Raw genomic sequence first — 12,010 nt, 5'->3', positions numbered from 1 at the left:
GGTAATGCTATCGAGTCTGGATTTTTGATGTTGGCTTGAGAAATAGCCAACTGACGAAAAAGAATGATGCAGTAAATAACTGAATAATATCTATTGCAGACAAGTAACCATCCGAAAAAGAAGCAATGGTTCTATCTGTGATACCAAATAGCCACGAAGATATCCCCAACAGCCATATTCCATTTTTGAGGTTTCCTAAAAAGATCGCAGCATCTGCTGATTGCTGATTGTTCATAAGTTTGACGCCTTGCGGTCAAGTAACGCTGTAATTGCATAGTTCAGGAGTCAGCAGGATTGTGATCCTCGTTACTCGCTTTGCCTCCCCAGGTTAAGAAATATTTCATTTGTCCGCCATTAGCCTAAAGAAGTATTTCAGATACTTGACAAAAAGACACTTTGTAGCTTTATTGACAAACTGGGATAAAGTCATACAAATAGGCGTTCCTAAAGCCTCACTCAGTTAAAAACGCAAGGTTTGTGACACAAAGCAACACACTTTGAGGGGGATTTACTATTTTTAATAAATACATAGAAAGGTAGATGACAAAAATTGTCTTCTATCAACAGAAAGATAAACAATTGCTATCGCCAATACCTAACATAGTTGCGATCGCAGCCGATTCTTCCTGGAGGTACTACTTTTCCTGTGCAAAGCTTAGTTGAATAAGAATGTAGTTAACAAAAAATAATAAATGGCAGCAATTGAGCTAAATAATTTGCCTAAGACAGCTTCAGCAGTGCGATCGCCGCAACCGCATCTTGGTTTAGTGTGTGTCACCTTTTCTAAAGAAGTCCGCTTCCGCACAATTACGCGTACGCGATATCTCACACTGAGTGATAGCCAACGGGAAAGCACGCTCAAAGATATTTACACCGATAATCTCAGTCGCCTCCACAAAGCGCTTTCGTTTTGTCAGCAACGCGACATCAAGCTGTATCGCGCCTCCTCAAGTTTATTTCCTTTGAACGATTGGGAAGATCAAATCGGCGCACAAGTCTTAGAACAAATGCGCGATGAGTTGGGTAAAATCGGACAACGCGCCGCAGAATTAGGAATTCGGATCGTGCTGCATCCCGATCAGTACGTTGTATTAAGTTCCGATTCCCCTAGCGTTGTGCAATCGAGTATTCAAATTTTGCAACGCCATTCCCAAGATTTAGACTTATTGGGATTACCGCGATCGCATTGGTCTTTAATGAATATTCATGGTGGTAAAGCGCAACGTCCAGAACAACTGATTCAAGTTGTGAACGAATTACCAGTAGAAATTAAAAGTCGTTTAACGTTTGAGAACGATGAATATGCTTATAGCGCCAAGGAAATTTTAGAAGTGTGTCAAAAGACAGCTATACCAATGGTGTTTGACGCGCATCATCATATCTGTCACGAAAAATTAAGTAGCTACGAAGATCCCTCGGTTGCAGAAATGTTTTATGCAGCGCGCGACACTTGGGAAAATCCAGATTGGCAATTGGTGCATATTTCCAACGGTGAAACCGCTTTTAACGATCGCAAGCACAGTAACCTAATTACAACAATGCCCAGCGTCTACCGCGAAGCCCCCTGGATTGAAATTGAAGCCAAAGCCAAAGAAGAAGCGATTGCCTTATTACAACAAGAGTGGCTAGTGGCTAGTTAAGACTTCTCAATATCAAAACCATACCTATTACCCATTACCCATTACCACCTCTGACCAACTAATTTAAATGTTCCTGTACTTACAGTAAATAGTATGAATAAGATGAGGAATTAAAGCATAGTAGATAGTTGAATGGCGATCGCAATCGATTTTGGTACGAGTAACACTTGTATAGCGCGTTGGAATCCCATAACGCAAAAGCCAGAAACAGTTAGTTTAGCAGGGCTTTCGGTACAACAAGGGTTAAATCCGCCTTTGGTTCCGAGTTTGGTGTATGTGGAAGATGCAGCCCAAAAAAAGGTGATTGTCGGGCAAGCAGTACGCGATCGCGGACTTGATCTTACAAGTAACCCGCGATTTTTCCGTAGCTTCAAACGCGGAATTGGAACAGATATTCAAGGATTTCTCCCTGAACTTGATGGCGAAGTTATCACGTTTGAGCAAGTAGGACAATGGTTTCTCACGCAAATTATTACAACACTCAATGCCGAAACTCCGGATGTTGCTAATTCTCTCGTATTGACTGTACCTGTCGATAGCTTTGAAGCTTATCGTCACTGGTTAGGAGCCGTTTGTCAATCGCTAGCAGTCGAACAAGTGCGGCTAATTGACGAACCAACCGCTGCTGCTTTAGGTTATGGTTTAGCCGATCGAGAGAATTTGCTCGTTGTTGACTTTGGCGGTGGAACTCTTGATCTATCTTTAGTAAAGCTCGATAGTGGTACACAACCAGGGAAAAAACCACTAGGCTTTGTGCTGAAATGGGGCGATAAGTTATTTAGCGAGAAATCAGGGCAAAAACCTAAGACGGCGCGGGTACTTGCCAAAGCAGGGCAAAATCTTGGTGGTTCTGATATTGATAATTGGTTGGTTGATTATTTTGCCGCAACGCAAGGTTTAGTTGTCAATTCCTTAACGACGCGACTTGCAGAAAAATTGAAGATTCAATTATCAACGCAACCCCAAGCAAGTGAGGTTTATTTTAATGATGAAACCTTTGAAAGTTATCAACTAGAGTTAGACCGCGCAAGTTTAGAAAATATTTTGCAAGAACACGCATTTTTTGAGCGATTAGATGAATCAATGACGCAACTTTTGCAACAAGCACGACGACAAGGGCTAGAAGTTGCTGATATTAATGCCGTATTACTCGTCGGCGGTACAGCACAAATGCCAGCCGTACAAACGTGGATACAACAGTACTTTGATGCGGCAAAAATTCGCTGTGAAAAGCCTTTTGAAGCGATCGCTCACGGTGCTTTACAACTCAGTCAAGGAATAGAAATTAAAGATTTTCTTTATCATAGCTACGGCGTGCGCTATTGGGATCGACGGCAAAATACTCACAAGTGGCATCCTCTGATTAAAGCTGGACAACCTTATCCGATGAGCGAGCCAGTAGAACTTGTATTAGGTGCTTCCGTAGAAAATCAGCCGAGTATTGAATTAATTATCGGCGAATTAGGGCAAGAAACGGGCGGAACTGAAGTTTATTTTGATGGCGATCGCTTAATAACGCGTCGTCTTGATAGCGGGCAAAGTCAAGTCAAACCACTCAACGACCGAGATGGTGCGCGATCAATTGCTCAACTAACACCGCCTGGTTACCCAGGAAGCGATCGCATTAAAGTATTATTTCAAGTCGATCAGCAGCGATTTTTACGCATTACAGTTGAGGACTTATTCACAAATCAAATCTTGTTGCAAAATCAACTTGTTGCTCAATTAAGTTAAGTCAACAATTACTTTAACTTTTTTATCGAAGTCAACACGTTTGCGATCTATTTAGGCAAGATCGAAAATGTAGGCAATATGCAGTAGAAATTCTACTCATAAAGCCACATCTCACAAATTTACTGCTTAAAGTGTAGTTTGCCACTAAATAAAAATAAGGTGTGAACTGGAGTGCAGGTGGCAGCTACACTCAATTATGCGATTTTTTTTGGCTTGGGTACGCAACAGTCAATTCTATTGCATTGAGTTTTAAAAAAAACATTTAAAAATCGATTAAATCCTACAAGGAGGTTCCCCATGGGTAAAGTAGCACTACAGATGGTGGAACAAGCGGGAATTGATGTCAAAGAACTTTTAGATAAGTTAGTTCGCGCCGCATCAGCAGAGTTTACCACCTACTATTACTACACAATTTTGCGCGCGAATGCGATCGGTTTTGAAGGCGAAGGTCTCAAAGAAATTATTGAAGACGCGCGACTAGAAGATCGCAACCATTTTGAAGCCCTCGTTCCCCGCATTTATGAGTTAGGCGGCGAGTTACCGCGTGATATTCGCGACTTCGCAAACCAAGCAGCTTGCCCAGACGCTTATCTCCCCGATCGTCGTCAAAATAATGACGATGCTACACCCCGCGTTGGGTTTACAAGTGGCGGTAGCGAAGAGTCACAAACCGCAGTCCTCGAAGCTAAACAGGCAGTAGAACAAGGCGATCTTCGACCACTATTGCAAGTATTAGTGGAGGCAGAGCGGTGTGCGATTCGCGTTTATACTGACATCTGCAACATGACCTTTGGCAAAGACCACCGCACGTACGAGTTATCGCTGGCGATTCTCAACGAAGAAATTGAACACGAAGCTTGGTTTAGCGAGTTCTTAGGAGAAGGGCCATCAGGACACTTCCGGCGAAGTGCGCCAGGAGAGTCGCCTTATACTTCTAGGTTCTTAGTCGTACCTCACAACCACAATGGCAAGTAGCTCAAAGCTACATAACTAGCTGTGTGCTATATCAGTGTTGCCAAAATAGATGACATCCCGCCAGGGACAACAAAACTCGTACAAGTAGAAAACTTACCAATTTTGATCGTCAACGATCGCGGTCAATTTTACGCCTTACAAGGCTTGTGCGGACACCAACAACGATCGCTGGCAAAAGCAACCGTATGGCAAGGATTGATCGACTGTCCCTGGCATCATTTTCAATACGATATTCGGACTGGAGAAAACGTTTATCCGCGATGCGTCTATCCTTTAGAAGCTCTACCACATTTACGTCAACAGCTTGAACCGTTGCGTACTTATTCAGTGCGCATTGTTGAGCAATATGTGCAGGTAAAAATTCATGGAAGCTAAAGAACTCCTGAAGCGATACGCCGCAGGAGAACGCTACTTTCCTAATGTCGATCTGAGTCACGCATCCTTGCAGGAAGTCAATTTAAGTGGCATAGTCCTCAAACGAGCAATCTTAGAGGCTACAGATTTGAGTCGGTCAATTTTAGTAGGAGCCGACTTGAATGGCGTTATCCTCAAGCAAGCTAATATGGTGGCGACTCGCTTTAACGGCAGTCATTTGGTTGGAGTAGATTTAACTGCTGCCAATTTAACAGGTGCAGATCTCAGTGGTGTCAATTTGTGGCGTGCCAACCTCAACAAAGCAATATTGTGTGAAGCTAACTTAAGCCGTGCGAATTTACACGAGGCGAATCTAGCACAAGCAGACTTGAGCAAAGCGAATTTAAGTGGAGTTCAATTAAATCAAGCAAATTTAACCGAAGCCGTAATAGTTGATGCTAATTTAAATCGCGCCAATCTTACAGCAACAAAGTTGATGCGATCGCACTTGTGTGGTACACAGCTAGAACGCGCCGAGTTAATTGCCAGTGACTTAACCGCCGCCGATTTGAGTAGAACGAATTTAGAAGGCGCGAATCTCAGTGAAGCTAACTTATCGCAAGCAAATTTGAGTGGCGCGAACTTAACAGGAGTCAATTTACATCGTGCTAATCTAATCGCCGCTAAAGCAATTTTGGCAAATCTACGAGGAGCTAATTTGGAGCAAGCAGAACTGACTACTGCCAATTTAACTGAAGCAGATTTGAGTTGGGCAAACTTGAGTAAGACAAACTTGAGTGGAGCCGATTTGCAGCGTGCGGTTCTCACAGATGTAAATCTCAATGCAGCAATCCTGCGGGGAGCCAATTTACTCGATGCCAAACTATCGCAAGTAGAAATGAACAATGTCGATCTCAGTTGGGCGATCGTACCACCGGTAGTGAGTCACTGAATTTGATGCAGTTTTTCCACTAAGGTTTTTGCTTGTTGACTAATTGCTTGCCAATTTTCGGCAGCAACTAAATGTTTAGGAAATAGTTCGCTGGCTAAACCTACCGCGATCGCTCCGGCTGCAATAAAATCAGACGCATTCGCGATCGTCACTCCCCCTGTAGGGATTAATGGTATATGTCCGAGTGGTTCTTGCAAACTTTTAATGTAGCTTGCGCCTCCTACAGCTTGGATTGGAAAGACTTTGACGCAACTTGCTCCAGCAGTGTAAGCCGTCATAATTTCTGTTGGTGATAGCGCACCAGGAATTATTGGTATGTTTTGTTGCACTGCTGCGCGAATCATCGCGGTGTCGCAATGCGGGCTGAACAGAAATTTTGCTTTGGCAGCGATCGCATCGTTGAGTTGTGCTAAATCTAGCAATGTACCCGTACCAATCGTGCATTGGGGTAATTCGGCTTGTAGCCGCGCGATTAAATCTGCACTGCGATCGCTATTCCACGCAACTTCAATAAGCTTGATTCCACCTACGGCTACGGCTTTTGCCATTTGATAGCCCTGTTCGTGTTGAGTCGCACGAATAACTGCGATCGCCCGATTCTGTTGCAGCAAATTTAACCAAGCCTCAATCATAAATAAAATTCATGCTTTCGACACGCAATATGTTGTTTTTGTCTTTAATTATTTTTCTCTGATACCATAGCGCGACTACATATAAATCTTTGTTGAAAATCTTCTCATAAAATTTAGAAATCTTAAATATCAAGACAATACATCTTTAGTGTTAACGGATATTTAAGCCTTGAAACGGCGTTAAGTCAGTCGCCAGAAGGATGGAGTAAACCAAAGATATTTTTAGTCTAGGTATTACGTGATATAGAGTAATAGGTAATTAATAGTATGCCGTTGTACAAACTCGAAGACTTCGACCCAAATTATCGAGAAACCTTCGGTGGTGATGACATTAGAAATTTGAAGCTTTATACCGAAGGCGGAGAAGAAATTGGAACCGTCTCAACTGCCTTGGTCGATGGAGAAGGTCGTTTTCGATATTTAGTGATTGCTACGGGCTTCGAGGCTATGGGCAAGAAAATTCTACTACCTATAGGACTTTCTCGGATCGACTACAATACAAACCGCGTTACAGTAGATGGATTAACCAAAGTACAAGTCGAAGGCTTGCCAGAATACGACGAACACTCAACGGTAGAATATGACTACGAGGAGCAAGTAAGAGAAGTCTATCGTCCTTTGGTTGCCGCTGGACAAACTCACGATCTAATGAATTCTCCTACCTACAATCGCGACTCATATAGCTATGAACATGACTCTTCACTCTACAACTTAAACGAGCAGAATCATCAAACATTAAAGCTATATGAAGAAAGATTAATAGCAAGTAAAAACCGCGTGAAGACAGGCGAGGTTGCCGTTGGTAAACGCATTGAGACTGAAACCGCAAAAGTAGCAATTCCCATAGAAAAAGAGCGTATTGTCATTGAGCGCGTACCTACTACAGACGAGACAATAACTCCAGGAGAACTAGACTTTCAGGAAGGTGAAATTGCACGTATTGAAGTGTACGAGGAAACGCCAGAGATCCACAAAGAAGCCTTCGTTCGGGAAGAAGTTAGAATTAGAAAAATTGTCGAACAAAATACAGTAGAAGCTGAAGAAACAATTCGTCGCGAAGAATTGGACATTGACACCCAAGGTCAGCCGGAGATTAACCAAACGAATAAAATTTTTAACGAGAATATCTAAACTAGTCGGTGTGGAATTAAACCAAGAATTTTACTGGTTTGTACCTTGCTAAGCTTAAAGTTGCCTCCAAGTTTCCTAATAGTTAGGAGATTTGGAGTCATTTGTAGTTTCATCATGAACTGAAAACGATGAATGAGAAATTGTTACTATTCCTCCGTAAGGAATACTAAAAGATATCCGAAAGTTAGAGAATATGCAGCTATTCTCTGCGCTTAACACCAAAAACAAAAACTAATAAGTGACAACCTTTGTTTTCTTTCATTCATAAATATTTAGCTTAAAAAATATCTATCAGTAGTTAGCTTTTTATAAATTCTATTTCATTCGATAGGAAGATGGATAACTATTAGGAATTTCCTAAAGTAGAAGCTATGTAATGCAAGGTTGAGGAATCATTTGTATGGCACTTCTAAAAATTAGTGATTTTGACCCCGATTATCGCGAAGCTTTTGATGGTAATGACGTCAAGGGAATGAGCGTATACGCGCAAGGAACGGATGAAAAAATTGGTACAGTAAGCGACGTTTTAGTAGACGAAGAAGGAAATTTTCGTTATTTTATTGTAGATCTAGGTTTCTGGATTTTTGGTAAGAAAGTATTAATGCCTGTTGGTCGTTCGCGGATCGACTACGGTGCAGACCGCGTATACGCAGTAGGAATGACAAGAGAACAGGCAGAAAACTTGCCAGAATTTGATGAAAGCATGACAGTCGATTACGACTATGAAGAGCGTGTTCGTGGTGTATATCGCGGTCAAACAGCAACTGCTGAGATGCCGCTAGAAGGCGCACCGTTAGATACAGCATCAACTGTTGGTATGGCGGCTCCTGCTCCCAGACAAAATTACACTCGCGATACCTATGATTATAAGTATGATGAAGATTTGTACGGTTTGAAAGAGGATACAAATCAAAATCTTAAGCTTTATCAAGAGCGTCTCGTCGCTAACAAAGTTCGCAGAAAAGCTGGGGAAGTTTCTATCGGTAAGCGTGTAGAAACAGAAACTGCGCAGGTTTCTATTCCCATTGAAAAAGAGCGTGTAGTTATTGAGAGAGTATCTCCTACTGATGCTGGAAAAGCTGTCGATCCCAGCCAAGTTAGATTTGGTGAAGGTGAAACAACTCGCGTAGAACTTTACGAAGAAACTCCAGAAGTACGCAAGGAAGCCTTTGTTCGTGAAGAAGTTCGAGTTAGAAAAGAAGTAGATCAAGAAACAGTTCAGGCTCAAGAAACTATTCGTCGTGAAGAGTTAGACATTCATAACGAAGGTACCGTTGTTGAAAACAAAGACCGTCTACCAAATGACCGCGTATAGATAAAGTTTCACTTTGACGCTTTGCGCTTTTTAAAGTTTAAGCGGTGGAAAAGTAGGGGTAAAAATACATTAACATCCCCTACTTTTATTTTATAAATAATAAAAATAAATAAGATAATCAGTTTTGCGCAATAGTAAAAGTAAGCTATGTTGTGAAATAAAATGAACAGTCAAAAGTTTTTGCTAAGAGATGAATCTATACCAATCCATAACCGTATAGATGCACTATTAGAAAAACTCAAAAGCAAGTTAAGTAACTTCGTTGTCTTGGATAACCAGGGCAAAACATTTGCTACAGTAATCGATGTAAAACTAGATAAGAATAAACAAATTAATTTAGTTTTATTGTTAGAAGATTTACAAACAACTGAGCCAGTTTTATTAGTTAGTAAGTTGGTTCAGAAAATAGATCCGATAAATAAGACTGTTTTGGTAAATATCAGTCCAATAGAAAGTAAAAATTTACCGCAATGTATAGCTACAGGAAGATCGACAATGGAATATCCAGAAAATAATAACCCCGTACCACCTGCTAATACAACAGAATATACGGCTATGACCCCTAGTAGCAGCGAACCTTCTGAAGATGCAATAGCTGTAGAATCTAAATCAAGTAACTCAGAAGGATTAGCAGATGAAATTGTGCGCTTGCTTGGAGAAAGAATCATTGTTGACCGCAACAAACGCAAAGTAGGCGAGGTTATTGTCCGTAAAGAAATAGAAACTCGGATGGTGGAAATTCCCGTAAGACGGGAAAAACTGATTGTTGAACAAGTAAGTCCAGAGCACAAACAACTTGCTGAAATCGAACTAGGACAAGAGGAACTTACCGGAATTGAGTTGCGTGAAGGAGACGCCAACCAATCAACACAATCGTTTGGTACGAGAATAGGATCGGCTAATGGTTTAACAGTAAGTGGGGAATTTGATTCACCTAAAATTGCTAGCTTGTTATTAAATGCGATCGCACTCGAACGCCGTCAAGGGTGTAAAAAAGTCCGCGTCGAAATTGTTGTTGAAGATGCTGAACGTCAAAAAACCTATCAAGAATGGTTCGAGCGGGCTTCGGGTAAACCTAAAGTTGAAGCTTCATAGGCTATTTTAAACCATTAATTTAGACGGGACAGGATGTACATCTTGTCCTATTTTTGTGCGAAATCTTCTATTGCTCGTAAGATAATGTTGATAGGTATTACACCTACTCTACTCGCACCCTAAATCTCCAAAATTGGTGACTTGCACTTTATATGAACCAGTAAAAAAGCAGGGTTTTCCTGAAACCAATTACCGTCCTGTTTTAAAGGACATTATGTAGAGAAAAAATAAGGGTAATTTTAGCACTCACTAAAATTACCCTAGGTGTTTAAGTTTTTAGCTTGTTAACCGCTGTAGCCACTGCAAATTAAGCAAAAGCAGCAGTTTTAACATCGCTATTTGCTAGCAGTTCTTGCAGTTCTTCTGCGTCTACTGTTTCTTTATCAATCAACATTTGTGCTAGCTGATCGAGAATGTGACGGTTGCTGACAAGAACTTCTTTTGCGCGGCGATAAGCAACTTCTACTAATTCACGAACTTCGTCATCAATTGCTGCTGCTGTTTCTTCGGAGAAATCGCGTTCAGCAACGATATCGCGACCAAGGAACATATTCCCTTGTTGGCGACCTAACGCTACAGGACCTAAGCGATCGCTCATTCCAAAACGCGTTACCATTTGACGTGCTACGCGAGCCACTTGCTGTAAGTCGTTAGAAGCACCTGTTGTCACTTCTTCTTCGCCAAAGATGATTTCTTCAGCAATACGACCGCCCAAAGCTACCGCCATTTGGTTTTCTAGGTAGGAACGGCTGTAAAGCCCTGTTTCCATGCGGTCTTCGCTTGGAGTAAACCAAGTTAAACCACCGGCGCGACCGCGCGGAATAATGCTAATTTTCTGTACAGGGTCGTAGTCAGGCATTAACGCACCAACTAAAGCGTGACCAGCTTCGTGGTAGGCTACTAAAGTTTTGCGCTTTTCGCTCATCACGCGGTCTTTCTTCTCTGGACCTGCCAAAACGCGATCGATCGCATCGTTGACTTCATCCATGGAAATTTCCGTTAAATTTCGGCGTGCGGCTAAAATCGCAGCTTCGTTCAACAAGTTTGATAAATCTGCACCTGTAAAGCCAGGAGTGCGACGCGCAATCTTTTCAACGTCAACATCTTTCGCTAAGGTTTTACCACGCGCGTGAACTTTGAGAATTTCGACTCTTCCTGCGTAGTCAGGACGATCGACAACAACTTGACGGTCAAAACGACCTGGGCGCAATAATGCAGCATCAAGGACGTCAGGACGGTTCGTCGCCGCGATGATGATAATACCCGTATTACCCTCAAAACCATCCATTTCGGTTAGTAACTGGTTGAGGGTTTGTTCGCGTTCGTCGTTACCACCGCCTAAGCCAGCACCACGCTGACGACCAACGGCGTCAATTTCATCGATGAACACGATACAAGGTGCATTAGCTTTTGCTTGTTCAAACAAGTCACGCACGCGGGAAGCACCAACACCCACGAACATTTCGACGAATTCTGAACCTGAGATCGAGAAGAACGGAACGCCTGCTTCTCCCGCAACTGCACGCGCGAGTAACGTTTTACCCGTTCCTGGAGGTCCAACTAGCAGCACGCCTTTAGGAATTTTTGCCCCGACTGCGGTGAAGCGGTCAGCGTTTTTCAGAAAGTCTACAACTTCGTTGAGTTCTAGCTTGGCTTGGTCGATACCTGCAACGTCACCAAAGGTTACTTGGGTTTGCGGTTCCATCTGGACTCTGGCTTTGGATTTACCAAAGTTCATCGCCTGACTACCAGGACCATTTTGCGCGCGCCGCAGTAAGAAAAATAAACCAACTAAAAGTAGTGCTGGTACAAATAAACTGCTTAATGCTCTAAACCAAAAACCATCATCGGTTTGTGGCAAAACAGAGATATCTACTTGATTTCTAGTCAGAATATTGATTAAGTCAGGGTCGTTTGGTAAGTTTACGACTCGTTTTTCACCGTCTAAGGGCGTGACTAAGGCTCTAGTGCGGTCTGCACTTAAGCTAACTCGCTCAACTCTGCCTTGTTCTACTTCTTGAATAAATTGACTGTAACGCCATGTTTCTCGACTTTGAGGTTGTCTATCGAAGAACGCTGTTCCTAGCGCAACGACAACAACAGCAAGCAGTGCGTACAGCCCCGCGTTTCTCCACCGTTTATTCACCGAGGTCAATCCTCCTAATTTAATGTGCGAGGGCGC

At 42.4% G+C, this 12,010-nt stretch carries 11 protein-coding genes; 8 read left to right on the top strand and 3 right to left on the bottom strand.

What is annotated here, in order from left to right:
* Window positions 1-7 precede the first annotated feature (7 nt).
* A complete protein-coding gene (locus tag B1A85_RS22820) occupies window positions 8-235 on the bottom strand; it encodes a hypothetical protein (protein ID WP_104549013.1) in 228 nt (75 codons plus the stop codon).
* A 457-nt stretch (window positions 236-692) separates the two neighbouring features.
* Here B1A85_RS22820 and uvsE point away from each other — a divergent pair, with 457 nt between their 5' ends.
* The 5 genes from uvsE (at window position 693) to B1A85_RS22795 (ending at window position 5,655) form a co-directional block, all read left to right on the top strand.
* A complete protein-coding gene (gene uvsE / locus B1A85_RS22815; RefSeq protein ID WP_104549012.1) occupies window positions 693-1,640 on the top strand; it encodes a UV DNA damage repair endonuclease UvsE in 948 nt (315 codons plus the stop codon).
* A gap of 132 nt (window positions 1,641-1,772) precedes the next feature.
* Window positions 1,773-3,374, top strand: a complete 1,602-nt coding sequence (locus B1A85_RS22810) for an Hsp70 family protein (RefSeq protein WP_104549011.1) — start codon at window positions 1,773-1,775, stop codon at window positions 3,372-3,374.
* A 297-nt stretch (window positions 3,375-3,671) separates the two neighbouring features.
* Complete coding sequence (locus B1A85_RS22805; protein WP_104549010.1) at window positions 3,672-4,349, top strand: ferritin-like domain-containing protein; 678 nt, start codon at window positions 3,672-3,674, stop codon at window positions 4,347-4,349.
* Between the two features lie 21 nt (window positions 4,350-4,370).
* The gene (locus tag B1A85_RS22800; RefSeq protein ID WP_104549009.1) at window positions 4,371-4,724 is read left to right on the top strand and encodes a Rieske 2Fe-2S domain-containing protein; all 354 of its coding nucleotides are present in this window, start codon (window positions 4,371-4,373) and stop codon (window positions 4,722-4,724) included.
* The gene (locus tag B1A85_RS22795; protein WP_104549008.1) at window positions 4,714-5,655 is read left to right on the top strand and encodes a pentapeptide repeat-containing protein; all 942 of its coding nucleotides are present in this window, start codon (window positions 4,714-4,716) and stop codon (window positions 5,653-5,655) included. The genes B1A85_RS22800 and B1A85_RS22795 overlap by 11 nt, the downstream gene beginning before the upstream one ends.
* Here the strand turns inward: B1A85_RS22795 and B1A85_RS22790 are convergent.
* Window positions 5,649-6,287, bottom strand: a complete 639-nt coding sequence (locus tag B1A85_RS22790; protein ID WP_104549007.1) for a bifunctional 4-hydroxy-2-oxoglutarate aldolase/2-dehydro-3-deoxy-phosphogluconate aldolase — start codon at window positions 6,285-6,287, stop codon at window positions 5,649-5,651. The two genes, B1A85_RS22795 and B1A85_RS22790, sit on opposite strands and share 7 nt — an antisense overlap.
* Before the next feature lie 267 nt (window positions 6,288-6,554).
* Here B1A85_RS22790 and B1A85_RS22785 point away from each other — a divergent pair, with 267 nt between their 5' ends.
* The 3 genes from B1A85_RS22785 to B1A85_RS22775 all read left to right on the top strand — a co-directional run bounded on the left by B1A85_RS22785 (window position 6,555) and on the right by B1A85_RS22775 (window position 9,828).
* Window positions 6,555-7,418, top strand: a complete 864-nt coding sequence (locus tag B1A85_RS22785) for a DUF2382 domain-containing protein (RefSeq protein ID WP_104549006.1) — start codon at window positions 6,555-6,557, stop codon at window positions 7,416-7,418.
* A gap of 400 nt (window positions 7,419-7,818) precedes the next feature.
* Entirely contained in the window at window positions 7,819-8,733 is a 915-nt protein-coding gene (locus B1A85_RS22780; protein ID WP_104549005.1) for a DUF2382 domain-containing protein, read from the top strand.
* A gap of 162 nt (window positions 8,734-8,895) precedes the next feature.
* Complete coding sequence (locus tag B1A85_RS22775; RefSeq protein ID WP_104549004.1) at window positions 8,896-9,828, top strand: DUF2382 domain-containing protein; 933 nt, start codon at window positions 8,896-8,898, stop codon at window positions 9,826-9,828.
* Between the two features lie 307 nt (window positions 9,829-10,135).
* Here B1A85_RS22775 and ftsH3 read toward each other — a convergent pair whose 3' ends face one another.
* The gene (gene ftsH3 / locus B1A85_RS22770) at window positions 10,136-11,974 is read right to left on the bottom strand and encodes an ATP-dependent zinc metalloprotease FtsH3 (protein WP_015188582.1); all 1,839 of its coding nucleotides are present in this window, start codon (window positions 11,972-11,974) and stop codon (window positions 10,136-10,138) included.
* Window positions 11,975-12,010: the final 36 nt, after the last annotated feature.

This window comes from Chroococcidiopsis sp. TS-821 (assembly GCF_002939305.1).
Lineage (GTDB): Bacteria > Cyanobacteriota > Cyanobacteriia > Cyanobacteriales > Chroococcidiopsidaceae > Chroogloeocystis.
Note: the sequence above shows the minus strand (reverse complement) of the source record. Positions and strands in the feature narration are given on the sequence as shown.